The sequence below is a fragment of the Streptomyces sp. CNS606 genome (assembly GCF_000426325.1).
Genome location: NZ_AUFD01000005.1, coordinates 182,743 through 203,214, shown reverse-complemented (window position 1 = coordinate 203,214; position 20,472 = coordinate 182,743). Strand labels below are relative to the sequence as shown.

At 72.3% G+C, this 20,472-nt stretch carries 20 protein-coding genes and 1 tRNA gene; 3 read left to right on the top strand and 18 right to left on the bottom strand.

Features of this window, described 5'->3' with window-relative positions:
- Window position 1: 1 nt before the first annotated feature.
- Window positions 2-76 (bottom strand) — tRNA-Trp (locus K304_RS0100950).
- A gap of 175 nt (window positions 77-251) precedes the next feature.
- Here K304_RS0100950 and K304_RS0100945 point away from each other — a divergent pair.
- A complete protein-coding gene (locus K304_RS0100945; RefSeq protein WP_027762209.1) occupies window positions 252-1,220 on the top strand; it encodes an NADPH:quinone oxidoreductase family protein in 969 nt (322 codons plus the stop codon).
- A gap of 102 nt (window positions 1,221-1,322) precedes the next feature.
- Here K304_RS0100945 and K304_RS0100940 read toward each other — a convergent pair whose 3' ends face one another.
- From K304_RS0100940 to K304_RS0100895, 10 genes are all read right to left on the bottom strand, one after another.
- Window positions 1,323-2,036, bottom strand: a complete 714-nt coding sequence (locus K304_RS0100940) for an SRPBCC family protein (protein ID WP_027762208.1) — start codon at window positions 2,034-2,036, stop codon at window positions 1,323-1,325.
- Window positions 2,037-2,043: 7 nt separating this feature from the next.
- Window positions 2,044-3,147 (bottom strand): XdhC/CoxI family protein, encoded by a 1,104-nt coding sequence (locus K304_RS0100935; RefSeq protein ID WP_027762207.1) that lies wholly within the window; start codon window positions 3,145-3,147, stop codon window positions 2,044-2,046.
- Window positions 3,140-4,324 (bottom strand): vWA domain-containing protein, encoded by a 1,185-nt coding sequence (locus K304_RS0100930; RefSeq protein WP_486591536.1) that lies wholly within the window; start codon window positions 4,322-4,324, stop codon window positions 3,140-3,142. The genes K304_RS0100935 and K304_RS0100930 overlap by 8 nt, the downstream gene beginning before the upstream one ends.
- On the bottom strand, window positions 4,321-5,295 hold the full coding sequence (locus K304_RS26620) for an AAA family ATPase (protein WP_051307607.1): 975 nt from the start codon (window positions 5,293-5,295) through the stop codon (window positions 4,321-4,323). The genes K304_RS0100930 and K304_RS26620 overlap by 4 nt, the downstream gene beginning before the upstream one ends.
- A complete protein-coding gene (locus K304_RS0100920) occupies window positions 5,292-6,149 on the bottom strand; it encodes an FAD binding domain-containing protein (protein ID WP_027762205.1) in 858 nt (285 codons plus the stop codon). Before K304_RS0100920 ends, K304_RS26620 begins: the two co-directional genes overlap by 4 nt.
- Window positions 6,146-8,560: a xanthine dehydrogenase family protein molybdopterin-binding subunit gene (locus K304_RS0100915; RefSeq protein ID WP_027762204.1), complete on the bottom strand. Its 2,415-nt coding sequence runs from the start codon at window positions 8,558-8,560 to the stop codon at window positions 6,146-6,148. The genes K304_RS0100920 and K304_RS0100915 overlap by 4 nt, the downstream gene beginning before the upstream one ends.
- Complete coding sequence (locus K304_RS26615) at window positions 8,557-9,132, bottom strand: (2Fe-2S)-binding protein (RefSeq protein WP_078528203.1); 576 nt, start codon at window positions 9,130-9,132, stop codon at window positions 8,557-8,559. The genes K304_RS0100915 and K304_RS26615 overlap by 4 nt, the downstream gene beginning before the upstream one ends.
- Window positions 9,133-9,313: 181 nt before the next feature.
- Entirely contained in the window at window positions 9,314-10,468 is a 1,155-nt protein-coding gene (locus tag K304_RS0100905; RefSeq protein ID WP_027762203.1) for a glutathione-independent formaldehyde dehydrogenase, read from the bottom strand.
- Between the two features lie 273 nt (window positions 10,469-10,741).
- Complete coding sequence (locus tag K304_RS0100900; RefSeq protein WP_027762202.1) at window positions 10,742-11,764, bottom strand: P1 family peptidase; 1,023 nt, start codon at window positions 11,762-11,764, stop codon at window positions 10,742-10,744.
- Complete coding sequence (locus K304_RS0100895) at window positions 11,761-12,027, bottom strand: UBP-type zinc finger domain-containing protein (protein ID WP_037788914.1); 267 nt, start codon at window positions 12,025-12,027, stop codon at window positions 11,761-11,763. The genes K304_RS0100900 and K304_RS0100895 overlap by 4 nt, the downstream gene beginning before the upstream one ends.
- Before the next feature lie 42 nt (window positions 12,028-12,069).
- On the opposite strand from K304_RS0100895, the gene K304_RS0100890 reads away from it, so the two are divergent.
- Window positions 12,070-13,647 carry a Na+/H+ antiporter gene (locus K304_RS0100890; protein WP_027762201.1) on the top strand — a complete coding sequence of 526 codons (1,578 nt, stop codon included), beginning with the start codon at window positions 12,070-12,072 and terminating at the stop codon, window positions 13,645-13,647.
- Between the two features lie 92 nt (window positions 13,648-13,739).
- Window positions 13,740-13,817: a 50S ribosomal protein bL37 gene (locus K304_RS33835; RefSeq protein WP_370443954.1), complete on the top strand. Its 78-nt coding sequence runs from the start codon at window positions 13,740-13,742 to the stop codon at window positions 13,815-13,817.
- A 56-nt stretch (window positions 13,818-13,873) separates the two neighbouring features.
- Here the strand turns inward: K304_RS33835 and K304_RS0100880 are convergent, their stop codons facing one another.
- The 7 genes from K304_RS0100880 to K304_RS0100845 form a co-directional block, all read right to left on the bottom strand.
- On the bottom strand, window positions 13,874-14,581 hold the full coding sequence (locus tag K304_RS0100880) for a hypothetical protein (RefSeq protein WP_037788912.1): 708 nt from the start codon (window positions 14,579-14,581) through the stop codon (window positions 13,874-13,876).
- Complete coding sequence (locus tag K304_RS0100875; RefSeq protein ID WP_486591535.1) at window positions 14,581-15,867, bottom strand: putative T7SS-secreted protein; 1,287 nt, start codon at window positions 15,865-15,867, stop codon at window positions 14,581-14,583. The genes K304_RS0100880 and K304_RS0100875 overlap by 1 nt, the downstream gene beginning before the upstream one ends.
- Window positions 15,867-16,172, bottom strand: coding sequence for a hypothetical protein (locus K304_RS0100870; RefSeq protein WP_027762198.1), 306 nt, complete (start codon window positions 16,170-16,172; stop codon window positions 15,867-15,869). Before K304_RS0100870 ends, K304_RS0100875 begins: the two co-directional genes overlap by 1 nt.
- Before the next feature lie 1,218 nt (window positions 16,173-17,390).
- Window positions 17,391-18,674, bottom strand: coding sequence for a wax ester/triacylglycerol synthase domain-containing protein (locus K304_RS0100860; protein WP_027762196.1), 1,284 nt, complete (start codon window positions 18,672-18,674; stop codon window positions 17,391-17,393).
- Window positions 18,675-18,817: 143 nt separating this feature from the next.
- The gene (locus K304_RS0100855; RefSeq protein ID WP_027762195.1) at window positions 18,818-19,321 is read right to left on the bottom strand and encodes a GNAT family N-acetyltransferase; all 504 of its coding nucleotides are present in this window, start codon (window positions 19,319-19,321) and stop codon (window positions 18,818-18,820) included.
- A 36-nt stretch (window positions 19,322-19,357) separates the two neighbouring features.
- Entirely contained in the window at window positions 19,358-19,570 is a 213-nt protein-coding gene (locus tag K304_RS0100850) for a DUF397 domain-containing protein (RefSeq protein ID WP_027762194.1), read from the bottom strand.
- Window positions 19,567-20,412 carry a Scr1 family TA system antitoxin-like transcriptional regulator gene (locus K304_RS0100845; RefSeq protein WP_027762193.1) on the bottom strand — a complete coding sequence of 282 codons (846 nt, stop codon included), beginning with the start codon at window positions 20,410-20,412 and terminating at the stop codon, window positions 19,567-19,569. Before K304_RS0100845 ends, K304_RS0100850 begins: the two co-directional genes overlap by 4 nt.
- Window positions 20,413-20,472 lie beyond the last annotated feature (60 nt).

Sequence of the window (20,472 nt, the reverse complement as noted above, 5' to 3'; positions counted from 1 at the left end):
GCAGGGGCGGCAGGATTCGAACCTGCGGCTCGCGGGTTTGGAGTCCGCTGCTCTGACCTGGCTGAGCTACACCCCTCGGTGCGGACACCCTCGCATCCCGGACCGGGGCCGTTCCACGGGGTTTTCCGGCGGCCCCGGCGCCGGGCGGGAGGGCGAGGAATGGTTGGTGCGGCCACGGACCTCGGGCTAGGGTCCGGGACAGACCGGCCCCGGACCGGTCCGCCGACCGGAGTGACGAGAGGAACGCCCAGATGCGCGCAGTGCAGGTGACCGCCCTGACCGGCCCGGACGACGTGGGCGTCGCGGACGTCGAGGACCCGGGGGCAGGCGCAGGCCGGGTCGTCATCGACGTGCACGCCGCCGGAGTGACCTTCCCCGACGTGCTGCTGACCCGCGGTCAGTACCAGATCAAGCCGGACCTGCCGTTCGTGCCCGGGTCGGAGGTCGCCGGGACGGTGCGCAGCGCACCCGAGGGGTCCGGCTTCTCGCCCGGGGACCGGGTGGCGGCGTTCCCCGCCTTCGGCGGCTTCGCCGAACAGGCCGCCGTGGACCCGGCGATGGTCTTCCCCCTGCCGGACGGCATGTCGTACGCGGCGGGGGCGGGGCTGCCGATGAACTACCTGACCGTGCACTTCGGCCTGGTGCGGCGCGGACGGCTGCGGGCCGGCGAGACGGTGCTCGTGCAGGGGGCGGCGGGCGGCGTCGGCACGGCCGCGGTGCAGTTGGCGCGGGCCATGGGCGCGCGGGTGATCGCGGTGGTGTCCTCCGACGCGAAGGCGGAGACCGCCCGCCGGGCCGGGGCGCACGAGACGGTGCCGGCCGAGGGGTTCCGCTCGGCGGTGGCGGCGCTCACGGACGGCCGCGGCGTGGACGTGGTGGTCGACCCGGTGGGCGGCGACCGGTTCACGGATTCGCTGCGCAGCCTGGCACCCGAGGGGCGGATGCTGGTCATCGGCTTCACCGGCGGCGAGATCCCGACGGTGAAGGTCAATCGGCTGCTGCTGAACAACATCGAGGTCGTGGGGGTCGGTTGGGGCGCCTTCTGGCTGCCTCGCCCGGCGTACCTGCGCGAGCAGTGGGACGGCCTGATGCCGCATCTGGAGGCGGGCCGCCTCGACCCGCTGCTCGGTGCGACGTACCCGCTGGACGGCGCGGCCGAGGCCCTCCGGGAGCTGGACGAGCGCCGCGCCCGGGGCAAGGTGGTCCTCACCGTCCGCTGAGCGCCCCGGGCCGCTGCCTCTCCGGTCGGTCGGGCGGCGGCCCCTACGCGACGTCCATGCCGCGCTCGGCCCGGCGGGCGGCTCCGTCGGCAGGGGTGACGTTCAGCGGCGGGCGCGGGCCAGGCGGTGCGGCTTGCGGCGCCGGCGCAGGTAGGACAGCAGGGCGGCGAGCCCGGCCATGCCGGCGAGGGCCGCGGCGGCCCGTTTGGCGACGGGCATCCCGGCCAGGCGCAGCAGGTCGAGCGGTTCCTCGTCGCCCGCCGCCCCGGCGACCGCGGCCGGAGCCCCGCCGTTCGGGTGCGGCTCCCCCGCGGCGGGTACGGCCGCGCCGTGCGCCGCCGCCTCCTCCTCGGAGGGCAGCGTTCCGGCGACCTCGCCGGCCAGGCAGTCCGCGAACCGCCCGATGAGCCGGTCCCCCACCTCGGCCATCACGCCGCGCCCGAACTGCGCGGGCCGCCCGGTCACCGTCAGGTCGGTCGTCACGGTCACCGTGGTGACGGCGTCGTCGCCCTCGCCGTTCTGGAGGAGGGAGCCGGTGACGGTGGCGTGTACGGTGCCCTGCCCGCGTGCCTCCTTGCCGTCGGCGGCCAGCACGATGCGGCGCCGGGCCTCGTCGCGCTCCCGGAAGGCGGCCGTGCCCCGGTAGGTGACCGACATGGGCCCGACCTTGACCTTGACCATGCCGTCGATCGTCTCGCCGTCGAAGCTGTTCACCGTGGCGCCGGGCATGCAGGGCGCGACCCGCTCGATGTCGAGCAGCACGCGCCACGCCTCGTCGGCCGGCACCGGAACGGTGAACTCGTGGCGCAGTTCCATCGTGTCCTCAGCTCCTCGTCTCGTGGATGGCGCCGCCGGTCTCGGTCAACGGCACGCCGCTGCCGGCCCAGCGCAGGGCGACGATCTCGGCCGCCACCGAGACGGCGACCTCCTCGGGGGTGCGGGCGCCCAGGTCCAGGCCGATGGGCGAGCGCAGCCGTCCCAGTGCGTCCGGCCCGAGCCCGGCGTCGCGCAGCCGGGCGGTCCGGTCGTCGTGGGTGCGGCGGCTGCCCATGGCGCCGATGTAGGCGGCGGGCGCGCGCAACGCGACGTCCAGCAGCGGCACGTCGAACTTGGGGTCGTGGGTGAGGACGCAGACGACCGTACGGGCGTCGGTCTCGGTCCGTTCCAGGTAGCGGTGCGGCCACTCCACGACGACCTCCACGCCCTCGGGGAAGCGCCGGGGGGTGGCGAACACCGGTCGCGCGTCGCACACGGTGACCCGGTAGCCGAGGAAGACGCCGATGCGGGCGACGGCGGCGGCGAAGTCGATGGCCCCGAACACCAGCATCCGCGGCGGCGGGGCGAAGGAGTGCAGGAAGACCGCGACGTCGTCGCGGCGGCGCTCGCCTTCCGGGCCGTAGTGGCGGCGGCCGGTGGCGCCCTGGGCGAGTTCGCCGCGGGCGTCGTCGGTGACGGCGGCGTCGAGCCCTTCGGCGCCGAGCGTCCCCGCGGTCCGGTCGGGCCAGACGGCGAGCGCCGCGCCGCGCGGGGCGGGCCCGTCCAGGGTGGTGGCGAGGGCGACCGGTTCGTGTGCGGCGACGGACGCGGCGACGTCGCCGAGCGCGGGGTCGTCCGCGGCGGAGACGCGGCGCACCAGCAGCGTGATCTCGCCGCCGCAGGTGAGGCCGACGGCGAACGCGTCGTCGTCGCTGTAGCCGAAGGTCTGCAGGCGTGCCTCGCCCGTCTCGACGACGTCCTTGGCGAGTTCGAAGACGGCGCCCTCGACGCAGCCGCCGGAGACGGAGCCGACCACCTCGTCGTCAGGGCCCACGGCCATGGCGGCGCCGGGCCCGCGCGGTGCGCTGCGGCTGACGTCCACGACGGTGGCCAGCCCGAACACCTCGCCGGCGGCGTACCAGCGGTGGAGGGCGGGAAGGATCTCACGCATCGACGGCTCCCCTCACGACGGCCGCGAGGTGTTCCAGAGCGGCCAGGCTGTGCCCTTCGACGAAGGTGTCGACGTGGGGCAGGGCGGCGGCCATCCCGGCGGCCAGGGGTGCGTAACCGGGCCTGGCCTTGCGGGGGTTGGCCCACACCACGCGGTGCGCGAGCCGGTGCAGGCGGCTCATCTGTGCCGCGAGCAGCGCGGGGTCGTCGCGTTCCCAGCCGTCGGAGAGCACCACGACGACGGCGCCGCGTGCGGTGCCGCGCTGACCCCAGCGGTCCAGGAAGCCGCGGAGCATGCGGCCGAGCCGGGTCCCGCCGCTCCAGTCGGGCACGGCCGCTCCCACGGCCGCGAGCGCGGTGTCCGGGTCGCGGTGGCTCATCTCGCGGGTCACCCGGGTGAGGCGGGTGCCGAGGGTGAAGACCTCGGCGCGGGCCCGGCCCCGGGCGGCGCCCCGGGGGCCGCGCCGCCCGCCGTGCGAGGCGGCGTGCGCGAAGCGCAGCAACGCGTCGGCGTAGGGCGTCATCGAGCCGCTGACGTCGACGAGGAGGACGACGCGGCGCGGCGTGCGGGTTCGTGCCCGGTGCCGCAGCCGGGCGGGTTCTCCGCCGGCGCGCAGCAGCTCGCGGACGGTGCGCCCCGGGTCGACGTCGCCGCGCGCGGCCGGGCGGCGGCGGGGCGTGCGGCGCTGGACGCCGGGAAGGGCGAACGCGGCGAGCAGGCGGCGCAGGGCGGCGCGTTCGGCGGGGTCGAGGGCGGCGACGTCGCGGTGCCGGAGGAATTCGGCGGTGCTGGCCAGGGCCGCTGCGGGCGGGCCGGGCGCGTCGTCGGTCCCGCCGTCGGCGCGGGGTCCGGGCCCGGAGTCGTCCGCGACGTGCAGGCGGGTGGGCGGCGGCGTGCGGCGGACAGGGCCGGGCCGGTCGCCGCGCGGGGCGAAGTAGGCGGCGAAGACCCGGTCGTAGCGTTCGAGGTCGTCCTCCTCGCCGCACAGGGTGAGGCGTCCGGACCAGTAGACGTCGCCACGGTGCTCGGGCCGGAGGTGGGCTGCGGCGGTGAGGAAGGTCTGCACGCGGTCGGGTCCAGCGTCCACGCCCGCCGCGCGCAGGGCGCGGGCGAAGCCGACCAGCACGGCGGGGGCGTCGGCGGTGAGGGCTGCCGGTTCGCGGTGCACGGCGGTCACGCTCCCCCGGGGGCGGCGAGGACGGCGGTGAGGTCGAGGGTACGCGCCCGGTCGATGTCCTCGCGGTATTTGAGGACCGACCCGAGGGTGGTGACGGCGAGTTCGGCGTCGAGCTCGTCGGCGCCGAGGGCGTCGAGGGCTTCGGCCCAGTCGATGGTCTCGGCGACGCCGGGCGGCTTGAGCAGGTCCTCCCGGCGCAGGGCCTGCACGGCGGCGGTCACCTGGGCGGCGAGGCGTGCGGTGACGCGCGGCAGACGGCTGCGGACGATGGCCAGCTCGCGGTGGAAGCCGGGGTGGTCGAACCAGTGGTACAGGCAGCGGCGTTTGAGCGCGTCGTGCACCTCGCGGGTGCGGTTGGAGGTGAGGACGACGACGGGCGGGGTCTCGGCGCGCAGCGTGCCGAGCTCGGGGACGGTGACGGCGTAGTCGGAGAGGAGTTCCAGCAGGAACGCCTCGAACTCGTCGTCGGCGCGGTCGACTTCGTCGACGAGCAGCACGGCGGGCCGGGTCTCCAGAGCCCGCAGCAGGGGGCGGGCGATGAGGAACCGGCGGGCGTACAGCTCGTTCTCCAGCCGGTCGGCGTCGGTGGCGCCGACGGCTTCGGCGGCGCGCAGGTGGAGGAGCTGGCGGGGGAAGTCCCAGTCGTAGAGGGCCTGGGAGACGTCGATGCCCTCGTAGCACTGGAGGCGGATCAGTTCGGCGTCCAGGGCGCGGGCGAGGGCGGTGGCGAGGGCCGTCTTGCCGACGCCGGCGTCGCCCTCGCAGAACAGCGGACGGTGCAGGGTGAGCGCGAGGTGGCAGGCGATGGCGAGCCCCTCGTCGACGAGGTACCCGGTCTCCTCCAGCCGCGCCCGTACGCCGTCCGGCCCGCCGGGGATCGACGGTTCCGGGGCCGGGCCGGGCGGCGGGCCGTCCGGCGCGTGGGCCGCTTCCCGTGCCGCCGGGGGGCTGTCGTCGGGGGGCCGCGTCATTCCACTCCCGCGGCCGCGAGTACCGCGCGGCGGGTGAGGACGCGGGCCAGGTGGGCGCGGTATGCGGGGGTGGCGCCCAGGTCGGCGGCGGGGCTGGTGCCCTCCGCGGCCAGGTCCGCGGCGCGGGCGACGGCGTCCGGTGTGGCGTCGGCGCCGGCCAGGGCGGCCTCCGCGGCGGCGGCGCGCAGCGGGGTGGGGCCCATGTTGGTCAGCCCGACCCGCGCCTCGGCGATGTGTCCGTCGTCGCGGCGGACCAGGGCGGCGACCCCGACGACGGCCCAGGCCTGGGCGGAGAGGTGGAACTTCTCGTAGTGGAAGCCCCAGCCGTCGGTCTTCGGCACCCGGATCTCGACGAGCAGTTCGTCGGGTTCGAGGGCGGTCTGGAGGTAGTCGTCGAAGAAGTCACGGGCCGGGAGGGTACGGCGGCCGCGCGGGCCCGCGGCGACGAGTTCGGCGTCCATGGCGAGGACCACCGAGGGCAGGTCCCCGGCCGGGTCGGCGTGCGCGAGGGAGCCGCCGAGGGTGCCGCGGTGCCGCACCGCCGGGTCGGCGACGGTCGCCGTGGCCTTCGCGAGCAGCGCGGCGTGCCGCCGTACCAGCGGGTCGGCCAGCACGTCGTGATGGGTCGTCATGGCGCCGATGGCGAGGTGGTCGCCCTCGTCGCGGACGCCCCGCAGGCCGGGGACCCGGCACAGGTCGACCATCAGTTCCGGGAAGGCGAGGCGCAGCCGGAGCATCGGCAGCAGGCTCTGGCCACCCGCGAGGGCCTTGGCGTCCTCGCCGCCCTCGGCCAGGGTGGTGACGGCCTCGTCGAGGGTTTCGGGCCGTGCGTAGTCGAACGCGGCGGGGATCATGCCGTTCCTCCCTCGGTGCCGGACGCCTCCGGGGCGCCGCGGCGGGCTTCCTGGACGGCCCGCCAGACGCGTTCCGGCGTGCAGGGCATGTCGATGCCGGTCACGCCGAGCGGGCGCAGCGCGTCCACGACGGCGTTGACGACGGCGGGGGTGGAGGCGATGGTGCCCGCCTCGCCGACGCCCTTGACGCCCAGCGGGTTGGAGGTCGCCGGGGTCTCGGTGCGGTCGGTGACGAAGTCCGGGAGGTCGGGCGGGGAGGGCACCAGGTAGTCGGCGAGGGTGCCGGAGACGAGGTTGCCGTCGGTGTCGTAGACGGCCTCCTCGTAGAGCGCCTGGGCGATGCCCTGGGCGAGTCCGCCGTGCACCTGCCCCTCGACGATCATCGGGTTGATCACCTTGCCGACGTCGTCGACGCACACGTAGGAGCGGATGCGGACGCGTCCGGTCTCGGTGTCGACCTCGACGGCGCACAGGTGGGTGCCGTGCGGGTAGGAGAAGTTGTCGGGGTCGAGGACGTGCTCGGCGTTGATGGTGGGTTCCATGCCGTCGGGGAGGTCGTGGGAGGAGAACGCCTCGAAGGCGACCTCCTGGATCGTCTTCCGCGCCTCCGGGGAGCCCCGTACGGCGAAGGCGCCGCCGGAGAACTCCAGGTCGTCCTCGTTGGCCTCCAGGAGGTGGGCGGCGACCCGCCGGGCCTTCTCGACGACCTTCCGCGCGGCGTGGTGCACGGCGACGCCGCCGACGACCAGGGAACGGGAGCCGTAGGTGTCCATGCCCTGGGGGGCGATGCGGGTGTCGCCGTGCGCGACCTCGACGTCCTCGAAGGGCACGCCGAGCACGTCGGCGGCGATCTGGCTCCAGGAGGTGACGTGGCCCTGCCCGTGCGGGCTGGTGCCGGTGACGACCTCGACCTTGCCGGTCGGCAGCATGCGGATGCTCGCCGCCTCCCAGCCTCCGGCCGCGTACCGCAGGTCGCGCAGCACCCGGCTGGGCGCGAGTCCGCACATCTCGGTGTACGTGGAGACGCCGATGCCCAGGCGCACCGGGTCGCCGCGGTCGTGGCGTTCGCGCTGCTCGTCGCGCAGGCGGCGGTAGTCGAAGAGGCCGAGGGCCTTGTCCGTGGCGGCCTCGTAGTCGCCGCTGTCGTAGGTGAGCCCGGCGACGGTGGTGTACGGGAACTCCTCGCGGCCGATCCAGTTGCGGCGGCGCAGTTCGACGGGGTCGAGGCCGAGTTCGGCGGCGAGGTCGTCCATGATCCGTTCGATGGCGTACGTCGCCTCGGGGCGGCCGGCGCCGCGGTAGGCGTCGGTGGGGGTCTTGGTGGTGAAGACCCCGGTGCAGTGGAACGCGTAGCTGTCCATCTTGTAGATGGCGGGGTACATGAACGCGCCGAGGATCGGGATGCCCGGGGTGACGAGCATCAGGTAGGCGCCCATGTCGGCGAGCAGGTCGACCTTGAGGCCGAGCAGCTTGCCCTCGGAGGTCGCCGCGATCTCGACGTCCTGGATCTGGTCGCGGCCGTGGTGGGTGGCCTGGTAGCCCTCGGAGCGGGACTCGGTCCACTTCACGGGGCGGCCCAGGCGCCGTGCGACGACCAGGGCCAGCGCCTCCTCCCCGTACACCTGGAGCTTGGAGCCGAACCCGCCGCCGACGTCGGGCGCGACGACGCGCAGCTTCTGCTCGGGGATTCCAGTGACCATGGCCAGCATGACGCGCAGGATGTGCGGCACCTGGGTCGCGGAGTGGACGGTGTACTCCCCCGAGGCGGTCAGGGGGGTGACGACCACGGCCCGCGGCTCCATGGCGTTCGGGATGAGCCGCTGCTGGCGGAAGCGGCGCCGGACGACGACGTCGGCGCGGCCGCGGGCGTCGTCGTAGTCGCCGGCGGTCAGCGGCCAGTCGAAGCAGCGGTTGGTGCCCTTGTCGGTGTGGACCAGCGGGGACCCTTCGGCGAGCGCCGCCTCCATGTCCAGGACGGGCGGCAGCGGGGTGTAGTCGACCTCGACGGCCTCCAGCGCGTCGGCCGCCTCGTAGCGGTCGCGCGCGATGACGACGGCGACCGGGTCGCCGACGTGCCGCACCTCGTCCACGGCGAGCGGCGGGTGGTCGGGCAGCACGATGTCCTCGGTGACCGGCCAGGCGCAGGGCAGCGAACCCAGTTCGGCGGCGAGGTCCCGGCCGCTGAACGCGGCCACCACTCCGGGCCTCTCCCGGGCGGGGGCGACGTCGATGCGGTCGATGCGGGCGTGTGCCATGGGGCTGCGCAGCAGCGTCATGTGGAGCATGCCGGGGAGGGCGATGTTGTCCGTCCACGTGGTCTGGCCGGTGACCAGGCGGGCGTCCTCGCGGCGCACCCGCGCTCGGCCGACCTCGCGTTCCGGTGCCTCGGCGGGGCGTTCCTGCGTGGTCATACCGACGCCTTCTTTCCGCGTGTGTCGCTCTGCGCGGCGGTGGCCGCGGTGCCGGCCGGCGCGACGTCGCGCGAAGCGCCGTCCTCGGGCGCGGGCGGCGCCTTGCGGCGGCGCAGCTCGCCGGCTGCGGCGAGCACGGCGCGGACGATGTTCTGGTAGCCGGTGCAGCGGCACAGGTTGCCCTCGAGGGCCTGCCGGACGTCGTCGGGCGAGGGGTCGGGGTTCTCCGCGAGCAGGTCGCGTGCCGCCATGATCATGCCGGGCGTGCAGTAGCCGCACTGGAGGGCGTGCTGCCGGTGGAAGGCCTCCTGGAGAGGGTGCTGTTCGCCGTCGGACGCCAGGCCCTGGATGGTCGTCACAGTGGACCCGTCGGTCTGCACGGCGAGCACCGAGCAGCTCTTGACGCTCTCGCCGTCGACGTCGACGGTGCAGGCCCCGCAGTTGCCGGTGTCGCAGCCGATGGGGGTGCCGGTCAGGCCGAGGCGGTCGCGCAGGTAATGCACGAGCAGCAGCCGCGGCTCGACCTCGTCCTCGTACGTGGTGCCGTCCACCTTCACCGAGATGTGGTTCATGTGCCCTCCCTGGGGGACGAGCGAGGCGCGGCGCGACCGAGCGGCGCCCGAATTATGTGCTATGCGCCACTCAACTCTAGAGCCGGTACCCCGGCGGCGCGACCGTACGGGTGATCACCCGTACGGTCGCCGGGGCCCGGAGCGGTGGGCGAGGACCGTCGCCGTCCCGGGCCGTGGGCGGTCAGGCCGCCTTCGCGCCGTTGGTGCCCGGCGCGAGCAGCACCTTGGTCCACCCGTCGTCACGGTGGTCGAAGTGCCGGTACGCGTCGGGAGCCTCCGCCAGGGGCACGCGGTGGGAGACGACGAACCCCGGCTCCGCCCGGCCACTGATGATCATGTCGCGGAGCTGCCGGTTGTAGGCCTTGACGTTGGCCTGACCGGTACCCATCCGCAGGCCCTTCTCGAAGAACCGGCCTACGTCGAACAGCAGTTGGCCGTGCTGCGCGGCCTCGGTGGGGCCGCCTGGATCGGCGGGGACGTAGAGCCCGACCACCCCCAGCATGCCCGTCGGCCGCACGGACTCCACCAGGGTGTTGAGCACCATGGCGGGCTGCTCCTCGCCACTGGGCACGGTGGCCTGGTAGCCGACGGCGTCGATGCCCTTGTCGGTGCCCTCGCCACCGGTGTGTTCCTTGATCTGCTCGGCAGCGTCCGCCCTGCTGTAGTCGATCGGTGTGGCACCGATGCGCTCGGCCAGCCGCAACCGGTCGGGCTGCCTGTCGACGACGAACACGCGGGAGGCACCACGGAGCATCGCCGAGTAGGCGGCCATCAGGCCCACGGGCCCGGCACCGAAGACGCACACGGTCTCGCCCGGCGACACCTGCGCCAGTTCGGTGGCGTGGTAGCCGGTGGGGAAGATGTCGGCGAGCAGTGCGAAGTCGTTCTCGTGTTCCTCGCCACGAGGCAACTGGAGGCAGTTGAAGTCCGCGAACGGCACGCGCAGGTACTCCGCCTGCCCTCCCCGGTAGGGCCCCATCGAGACATAGCCGTACGCCCCGCCGGCGAACCCCTCGTTCACGGTGAGGCAGAAGCCCGTCCGGCCCGCCAGGCAGTTCTTGCAGAAGCCACAGGCGACGTTGAAGGGCATCACCACGCGATCCCCCTTGCGCACGGTGGCGACGCCGGAGCCGACCTCCTCGACGACGCCCATGTTTTCGTGGCCGAACACGATGCCCGGCTCGGCGCCTGTGCGCCCCTCGTACATGTGCAGGTCGGAGCCGCAGATGCAGGACGTGGTGACCTTGACGAGCACGTCGGTCGGCTGCTCGATCCTCGCGTCCGGCACCTCCTCCACGGCGACGTCGAACGGCTCCTTGTAGACGACTGCTTTCACGGCACACCTCCTGCGGTGGCTGTCGGCTACGGCCCGCTGCCGTGGTGCGTCTCCCGGTGAGTCCGCCCTCGCTCAGCCGGCCTGGTCCCCTCCGGGACATCCGCCCCGGACCCTGGCGCGCCGCCGAGTACCCCGCCGTCCGCCGGGTGCACCCGCGATTTCCGGGCCGGGCGGCCGGTGCGCGGGCCAGGGCCCGAGAGTGCCGCCGAGGCGAACGGTCCGTCCCGCGCACCTCGCGTGCCGCCTCCGCGCCCGGACGCGTCCGGGGACTGCTCAGGGCCCGCCCACGGCCGCCCGCAGGCGGATGTGGGGGACGGCCCGGGCGACCCGGCCGAGACGTCCCGTCGTGGTGACGGCCGCGCACAGGGCGTTGAGCACCGACTCCTCGACGGCCTCCAGCGCGGCGACGAACAGCGGGTCGAGGTGTCGGTCCGGGACGGACATGGGGCTCTCGCGGACGGTGAAGGCGAGCGCGTAGTCGCCGCTGCCGTTCCCGTAGGACGCCCCGACGCGGGCGAGTCCGAAGACGGCGCGGCGCGCCAGCCGGGTGAGCTGCCGGGCGTCGAGCGGGGCGTCCGTGGCCACGACGATCATGCAGGAGCCGTCGTCCGGCGGCGGCTCCGCCTCCGGCCGGACCGGCACACCGCCGACGCGCAGCGTGCCGCCGAAGTTCGCCTGGACGAGCACGCCCAGCGTGACCTGCTCGCCGTCGACCCGCGTGAGGCGGGAGGCGGTGCCGACACCGGCCTTGAAGCCGAGCGCGCAGGTGCCCGTCCCGGCGCCGACGCATCCCTCCTCGACCGGACCGCCGCGTGCCGCGGCCAGCGCGTCCCGCACGTGCTCCTCGTGGACGGGACGGCGCCGGATGTCGGACAGGTGGCCGTCGTTGCACTCCCCGACGAACGGGTTGAACGACAGCACGTCGGCGCAGTCGGGCCGGTCCAGCATCCAGCCGACCACGGCGTCGGCCGCACGGAACGCGGAGAGCGTGGAGGTGAGGACGACGGGCGACTCGATCTCGCCCAGCTCGGCGACCTGCGTGGCGCCGATCAGCTTCCCGTAGCCGTTTCCCGCGAACAGCCCGGCCGGGCGCCGGCCGCCGGGGACCGGACCGATCCCGGCGGGCACGAGCGCGGTCACCCCGGTGTGCACGTCCGGCGGCTCGCGCAGCGTGCGGTGCCCGACGGCCACGCCGGGCACGTCGGTGATCGCGCCGAGCGGCCCCGGTGTGCCGGCGTCCGCCAGCAGGCCGAGGTCGCGCGCCCGCGCCGGGCGCTCCCCCGCTGCCGGGCTCATCCCATCGCCGCGTGGGTGAAGCACCAGCGCCAGGCCTCGCCCGGCTCGTACGACCGTACGACGGGATGCCCGGCCGCGCCGTAGTGCACCGTGGCGTGCCGGCCCGGCGAGCTGTCGCAGCAGCCGATGTGCCCGCAGGCGAGGCAGAGCCGGAGGTGCACCCAGTCGCGGCGGCCCTCGGCGAGGCAGTCCGCACAGCCGTCGGTGGGCGGCGCCGGGGCGGTGTCCTCCGGCGCGTCGGCGAGATCGTGACAGGCGGCCATGCTGTAACGGTACGACGAACGCGCCGTCGGGAGGATCGTGACGTGGAAGGCCCCGCGCTGATCGCGCTGCTGACCGGAGCGCTGGCCGTCTCCGCGCTGGCCCGCCGCCTCGGCGTGTCCGCCCCGCTGCTGCTCGTCGCGGTCGGGCTCGCGCTCTCGTTCCTGCCCGGCATCCCGGACTACCGGATCGAACCGGAACTGGTCCTCCTGCTCGTCCTCCCTCCGCTGCTGTACTCGGCCGCGCTGGACAGCTCCTATCTGCGCTTCCGCGACAACCTGCGGCCCATCGGCCTGCTGGCGGTGGGCCTGGTGCTGTTCACCACGCTGATGATCGGTCTGGCGGCGTGGTGGATCGTGCCGGGGATGCCGCTCGGTCCCGCGCTCGTCCTCGGCGCCGTCCTCTCCCCGCCGGACGCGGTGGCCGCCACGGCGATCGGCCGCCGGCTGGGACTGCCGCGCCGCGTGATGACCGTGCTGAGCGGCGAGAGCCTGGTCAACGACGCCACCGCGCTCACCGCGTTCCGGGTCGCGGTCGCCTCCGTCGTCGGCGCCGGGTACACGCTGCTGTCCGGCCTCGGCGTGTTCGCGCTGGCGGCACTGGGCGGGGCGGCGATCGGCTGGGTCGTCGGCTGGACGGTGCACCGCCTCCGCCGGGTACTGCCCGGCGACCTGGCCGGCGCGCTCGGCCTGCTGGTGCCCTTCGGGTCCTACCTCGTCGCCGAGGAGGTGCACGCCTCGGGCGTGCTCGCCGTCGTCGTCGCCGGGCTCTACCTGGGCCACCGCGCACCGGAGGTCGCGGCCGCCTCCCGACTCCAGGACGCGGCGGTGTGGAAGGCCGCGGACACCGTCCTGGAGGCGTTCGTCTTCGCACTGATCGGCCTCCAGCTCCGCGGCATCGTCGAGGACCTCGACACCGGCCTCCCACACCTCCTCGCGGCCGGTGCGCTGCTCACCGTCGTCATCGTGCTGACCCGCTTCGCCTGGGTCTTCCCCGCCACCTACCTGCCCCGCCGGCTCTCCGCACGCCTCCGCACCCGCGACCCGGCGCCGCCGTGGCAGTACCCGACCGTGCTCTCCTGGGCCGGGATGCGGGGCGTGGTGTCGCTGGCCGCCGCGTTCGCGATCCCGCGGACCGTCGACTCCGGTGCGCCCTTCCCGGCCCGCGAGGAGATCGTCTTCCTCGCCTTCTTCGTCACCGTCGCCACCCTGCTGCTGCACGGCACGACGCTGCCCGCCCTCATCCGGCGCCTGGGCGTCCAGGGCGGCGAGGACTACCTGGACCGTCTGCACGAGGCGGAGGCCCAGCACAACGCGGCCCGCGCCGCACTCGCGCGCCTCGACTCCCTCGCCGACGACACCCCCGCCCACCAGCCCGTCCTGGACAGCCTGCGCCGCCAGGCGGAGGCCCGCAGCAACGCCGCATGGGAACGCCTCGGCCGCCCCGAACCCGAAGGGGCCGAACGCCCCAGCGTCGTCCACCGCCGCCTGCGCCGCGAGATGCTCGCCGCCGAACGCGAGGTCTTCGTCCGCCTCCGGAACGAGCGCCGCATCGACGAGGAGGTCATGCGCCGCGTCATGCGCGAACTCGACCTCGAGGAAGCCGCCCTGGAACGCGAGTAGCCCTCCGGCAGGCCCCCGGGTTTCGCGTGCGCACACCGCCACGTGATACCCCTGATCCAGCACCGATCAGTCCAGTGGAACAGGAGGTCGCGATGTCCTCGAAGCGTCGCCGCAAGAAGAAGGCCCGCCGCAAGAACGGCGCCAACCACGGCAGCCGCCCCCAGTCCTGAGGACGGCGGCTCATACGCGGAGGGGCGGCCCCGACACCTGGGGCCGCCCCTCCGGGTCAGCCGAAAGTCGCTCTCACATCATTCTGAACGCGCTCCGCCGCAGCGACATCCTCCCCACTCGGAGGCTCGGGGGGTCGCCTGAAGGAAACGCCGGCTGCGAAGACCGTGGCGAGTTCGAGGAATTCGTCATCGTGTTCCAGATCCTCGGTGGCGAAGGAGATCGTGACCGCTTCCGGGGAGTGCGGCATGGCCATCTGAAAGGTGACGGTCCGAACCAAGGAGCTGACGACGCCCTCGACCCCGAACAGCACCCCGGGCACCGACGTCTCGTGACCGGCGACCGTAACGGCGGCGAGGCCTCCCGGAAGCTCCACGATGCCCTGATGGACACCCTGTTCGGGCGGTGACGCAGCTTCCAGGACGTTGAGCGGGTAGAGGTTCGGGTCGCCAAGTGGACGTTCGGCGACGGACAGCTGGCAAATGCCTGCGACAAGCTCGTCCTCTTCCGTCCGGAGAACGAACGAGCTGAAGAAGACCACTCCAGCGGAAGTAACCCTCGCCAACGTCAGCTCGAACCCCAGGGTAGTGGCGACGAGCTGCTCACGAGTAGCCAACGGATAGACGCGGGCCAGGGCATCTGCCGTCTGTTCCAGACGTTCGTCGGGGTCTTGCTCCAGGTCGATGGGATGGAACCCCTCGGGCACCCGGTACCAGAGAGGCAGGGGTATCGCAGCGAACTGGCCACGGTCCGGAAACTCGCTCATCACAGGGCCTTCGCGATCGCGCCGATCTTTCCGAGTGGACCTGCCACCGTCCCACCCGCTACGACTCCGTCATTGATCACCGTGCCCCACTTCGCCAGGTTGGCCGTCGAGTCACTGGAGTCCCAGAGCGTGGCAGCGGTCGGCGCCGCCAGACCACCGGTCACCACAGCCTGTGTGACGTCCGGAACCATCACCGCTGCGGCATCCGACCCTCCGAGGGCTCGTGTCGCCCAGCCAATGGGCTTGTTGAACAAGGGGTTCGAGGGATCCGCCGCTTTGGCGTACTCCTTGAAGTGAGTAGCACCGCTCTTCATGGCCTGAACGGCTCGCGACCCCCCGGTCACCCCCAGGCGCGCCCCGTTGGCTCCTCGAGTCGCAGCGATGCCGGCTCGGACGCCGCGCACGGCGGGGCCCACTCCAGGAACAGCTCCGAGAAGGTCTCCGCCAATGGTCGCCCACTCACCCAGGTTGCTGGATGTCGGCGGCCACATGTCTTTTCCGCTCTTCGAGTACTGATAGGTGTGCTGCGCTGCAGCGGCCAGGCTGAGACCAATAGCCACGGGAGCAAGCAGCGGCACGAAGATGGCTACGATGCCGGCCACCGTAGCCGCCACAGTCAGCAGGTCACCACCGTGCTTGTCCCACCAGTCGGAGAGACCGTCCAGCCAGCCGCTCTCGGGGGCGTAGTCCGCAGCGTGCTTACGAATCTGGTCGGCATGGGTCTGCGCCGTGTCGGAGTGGTTCCGTTCGAGCGTCTCCGCAGCATCGATCAGGTCCTGAAGTTCCGTCTGCGCGGCGTCGAGACGGTTCCATGCCGACTGAACCTCACCGTTCGCGAGGTCCAGCCGCCGCTGCGCGTCGTCGAGTTCAGGCTGAGTTGAGAACCTCTGGCCCGCTAGACGCAGGTCCGGGTCGTTACGTGCGTTCTCGTATTTCTTCTCCTCGGCAGCAACTCGTCCACGCGCCGCCTTCGCGTCACTTTCATAGCTCGCGGCCTTCGACTTCATCTCTTCAAGGTCGTCGCTCCACGACTGGATCTCCTTCCCGGCAGAACGCAGAGAGTCCTTCGCGTCAGCGAGGTACTTCGGGAGATCCGACATCTTCTCGACGAAAGTGTTTCGAGCGTCGCCTCGCCAGTGCGAACTCTCCTTGTGCAGGGAGTCCAGTAGGCTGTGAGTCTCCTTCAGAACCTCTGCTGTGCCCTTCAAGTGGTTCGCAAGGTTCGTCGCCAAGCGAGGATGCCCCGGGGTTGGATTCCACCCCAGCCCGCTCCAGTCTTCGCTCACTACCGACCCCCCGTACTCGAACTCAGACTCTTCTGAATCTCAGCTTCCGTCTTTTCGTAGTTCCTCAGGATTCGATCGACGCCTTCTTCCAGCGTCTGGATCCGCTTCTTCGTCTCGTTGAGACCGTGCTCCCAGTCATCCTCGAAGTCTTCGCATGCACTGTCGAGAGATCGCTTACCGAGATTCTTCGGCCCTGTGTCCTTCATGCGACGAAGGGATTCCTCGAGTCGTTCCTTGCTGTCTTGCAGCTTCCTCTTCAACGTGCGCAACTCATCGAGATCGACCTGAAAACTGGAGCTTGACATTTCCCCCTCCATGACTCGCTGGATGAGTCAGACGTCAGCGCCTCCCACAGGACGGGATTACCGCTTGGGAGGCGTAAACGTGATCCGGATACCCCAAACCAACACCAGAATGGTGACTGCGTGCGTCACCAGGAGCGATGGCCCGTCACCGAGCTCGATGAACTCGATCATGTTCCCGTTGAGCCAATTGGTGATATGCGCGAGGGCTGCAGCTACACCGGCGAGGAGCAGCAACGTACCCCCCATGATCCTCCCGTCCGTGTTCCGTGGACGAGAGGAGCATCCATCCGCTCGCTCTCCCACCGGAGTGGCACCGGACCCCGGAACGAGAGTGCCGTCCTCCGCCCGGTCACGCGCCGGCCGGAACAACCAGGTCCCCGCCTTCGTACCGAATTTCTGCCTGGAGAAGCCGGATTGCGCCGCGATGCGCTCCGCCTCTGCTTCCGTCAGGCTGGGGTATCGTCCACGACTGAGTCGCACATAGCCGCGCCTGTCGACGAGCGCCGCATTCAGGTCCTCGGTGAGTTTCCTTTCCTGGGTTCCCACTGGAACCTTGCGGCCTCTAACTCCTTCGGCAAAAGACAGGATCAGCGCGCTCGCTCCCAACGCACCAAGGACGCCGACGATAACCCACCCCCAGATCGGGAGAGAGCCATCGGCATGAGGCGCCGCTAGAGTGACCACGACTCTCACCGCACTTCACCGCCGCAGCCATCACCGACAGGTAGCTGACCGACGGCTGTCGCAGTCCGGATCGGAAGACTCTTGATTGTCGGCTGGACGGCAGAACAGCATTGCACGGTCACGTGGTGATCCCCTGTCGACGACTCGCGCGGCGACCGCCGGCTCGACTGGAGCTGATCGGCGCCTCATTCAGCACAGCTCATCGTACACACCGACTATCCGACAGCCGCCGGGGTCAGGCACCGCGGGTCGCTCATTCGTGCGCGTAGCATGTAACCGGGAGAAAGGCGTCACTGGCGCAGATCACGACGGGCCTCTCCGTCCCGGATATTCAGCTGTCGAAGTGTACGCGCGAGGCTACGGCGGGGGACGGCGAAGGAGGGGCGCCACCAGGCCCGAGACTGCAAAGAGCCGCGAGCCGACAACGATTCGTCAGCGGGGAAGTTCTGTGCCTTCATGGCCATCACGAACGGACGAGAACGAGACCTATGCATGCGGCGCAGCTTCGCTGAAACCAAGCGGCGCGCAGCTGGCTCAGGCGGTCGTGGCGTGACGCAGTTCGGTGAGGGAGGCGCCGATGGCGTCGGCCAGGCCCGAGATGCCGGGCAGTGCCTCGGGGTCGGTGCACACGCCGACGGCGACGGTTCCCGCGTAGGAGAGCGCCGAGACCCGCAGGGCGTGCCGTTGCGCGGGTTCGGCGACCGAGTGCAGGGCTCCCACCGGCCGGCCGACCACCGTGAGCGCGCCGCGCGGGCCGGGCACGTTGGAGATCGCGAGGCTGAACTCGTGCGGGCCGGCGGCAATGCGTCCGGCGGCACGCTCCAACGGCGAGCAGCGGGCGAGCGCATGGAACAGGTCGTAGAGCTCCTGAGCGTCACCTGCCGCCTTGCGGACTGCGGTCTCGCCGCTGATCCGGTCGAGCCGGGCCAGCGGATCGCGCTCGGCGAGCGGCAGGTCGACGTTCAGGAACGAGTCGCGGTTGCCCAGGTCGGCCGGGTCCTCTTCACGGTGGTGGAGGCTGACCGGGACCTGGGCGCGGAGCCGGACGGCGTGGCCGCCGACGGTGTCCAGCCAGGCGTGCAGACCGCCGCAGACGGAGGCGAGCAGGACGTCGTTGACCGTGGCCCGGGTCGGTCGCGAGGCGCCGATCGCCTTCAGCTCGGCGAGCGGCACGGAGGTCACGGCCAGTTCGCGCGCGGCACCGATCTCGCGGTCGAGGGCGGACCTCCTCGCCCGGTGGCCGAACTCGCGCACCAGGGTGGCCGGGAGCCGTCGCAGTTCGTGACGGCGCGTGCGGACCGCCTCCTGCGCCGACGGGGTGGGCGCGGCCCGGCGCGAAGGCGGGGCGCCGCCCGCCTGCTCCCACAGGACCTCGTCGAGGAACCGCAGGCAGCTGATGCCGTCGGCCATGGCGTGGTGGATCCGCGAGACGATCACCTCGCGGCCGTCGGCGAGCGGACCGACGAGGTCGAACGCCCACAGCGGGCGACGGTGATCGAGGCGCTCGGACATCAGCTCACCCGCCACCGCCCACGCGCCGCGCTCGTCGATCCCGGCCGTGCCGTCGCGGCGGCGCACGTGGGCGGCGACGTCGAACGCGTCGTCGGTGATCCAGTGCGGTTCGGGCAGCGCCACCCGCTCGCGGCCACGTGAACCGGCGCCGAGGCGTGCATCGACGTGGGCGCGCAGCCGGTCGAGGTCCATCGCGTCGTGGCCGGGCTCGACCACGATCATCTTCAGCGTGTGGCCGGCGATCGCCGCCGACTCGAGCGCCAGGAGCCGGGCGTCGTCGGGGCTGAGCCGCTTCGGTTCCGCCACGCATCGACCATAAGGCGGTTCACAGGGGCCGGCCACTTCGTCACGGCCGGCGACGGCTCCACGCTTCACCGTCACCGGCCCGCGAGCCCGTACACGCCGCCCCGGAGCAGGCGGTCACCGTTGCCCCGGGGCGCCGGCCCGCTTCACGACAGCGCGCGGGTGAGCCATACGACGTCGCCGCTGTCCTCGGTGGAGACGTGGTCCCGCTCGAACCCCAGCTTCTCCAGGACACGGAGCGAAGGCGTGTTCCACGTGCCGACGGTGGACCAGAGGCGTTGCCGCCCGGTGGCCGTGGCGGCGCCGAGCACCGCGGTGGCCGCCTCGGTGGCGTAGCCGTGCCCGTGCACGCGCCGGAACAGCTCGTACGCGATCTCGGGCTCCTCCACGGTGGTACGACCGACGATCAGCCCCCAGTAGCCGATGAAGTCGCCTTCGTTGCGGCGCTCGATGGGCAGCAGGGCGATCCCCGTCGTCGCCGCTGCGGCGAGCTGCTTCGCGATGACCGCCCGGGTGTGCTCAAGGGTCGGCGTCCCGTTGCCGCGCTCGGACTGGAGGTCGCGGAGCGGTTCGGCGTCCGACTCGGCCCACGGCCGCAGACACAGCCGCTCGGTCTCCAGGTGGAACGGCATCGTCTCGTACGCGGGCATGCCCTTACCCTGCCTTCCAGCCGCAGGCCGAGACCGTCAGCCGAGCCGTTCGCCGACCAGCCGGACGAAAGGGCTCCAGGCCGCCGGGCTGACAGTGAGTACCTGCCCGTCAGGGTCCTTCGAGTCACGCACGTGCACGGTGGCGAGAGCGGCTGCGACCTCCACGCATTCGCCGCCCCCGCCACTGCTGTAGCTGCTCTTCGACCAAGCAGACTCGGGCACGGTCGGCTCGGCGCCATGAAGTGTCATGCGTCTCCCCGCAGTTTCTCGATGAAGGCCAGTGACTCACTGGGAGTGAGTGCCTGCGACCTCAACAGGTTATAGCGCGCCTCCAGTTCGTGGACCTTGCGTCGGTCCGTGTAGAGACGGCTGTCGTCCTGAACCTCCGTGTAGGCGATGCGGCGCCCGTCCTCGGTCTGGATCAGGTTGAACGGGCCACCGAGACCTGCATGATCCGTGCAGGTGGTCGGCATGACCTGGATCTCGACGTTGCGGGCTTGCCCGAGGTCGAGAAGGTGGTCGTGCTGCCCGTCGAGTACCGCAGAGCCGCCGACGGTCCTGTACAGGACGGCTTCCTCGATCACGAAGCTCAGCAGTGGAGCCGGGTGACGGCTCAGGACCTCCTTGCGTGCCATGCGGGCAGCGAGCCGCTGCTCGATCACGTCCTCCTCCAGCAAGGGCCGCTGCCACTGGAAGACCGCCCTGGCGTAGTCCTCTGTCTGCAGCAGTCCGGGAACGAGGTGTGCCGCGTAGACGCACACTCCGACGGCACCCGCCTCCAGCCTTGCCGCGTCCCGGAAGTACGACGGGTACTGGGCCCGGAGCACCTCTTCCCTCAGGGCCCTGAGCACTCCCCCTGCGTCCAGGACCTCGTCGGCCCGGTCGATGAACCGGGCCGGCGGGATGCGGCGTCCCTGCTCGAACGCCGCGATGGTCGGGGCCGCATAGCCCGTGCTGCCGCCGAACTCGGAGCGGTCCAGGCCCGCACGCGTCCGCAACAGCTTCAACTGCCGCCCGAAGGCGGTGACGACGCCCGTCCCGCCCTCGTCGTCCGGACGGTCTCCCGCGCCTTCGTACTCACCGTTCTCCATGGCACCTCTCGTCCCCACGCAACCGCCTCTACCGGCCAACACCCGGAGGTGACGGCTCGT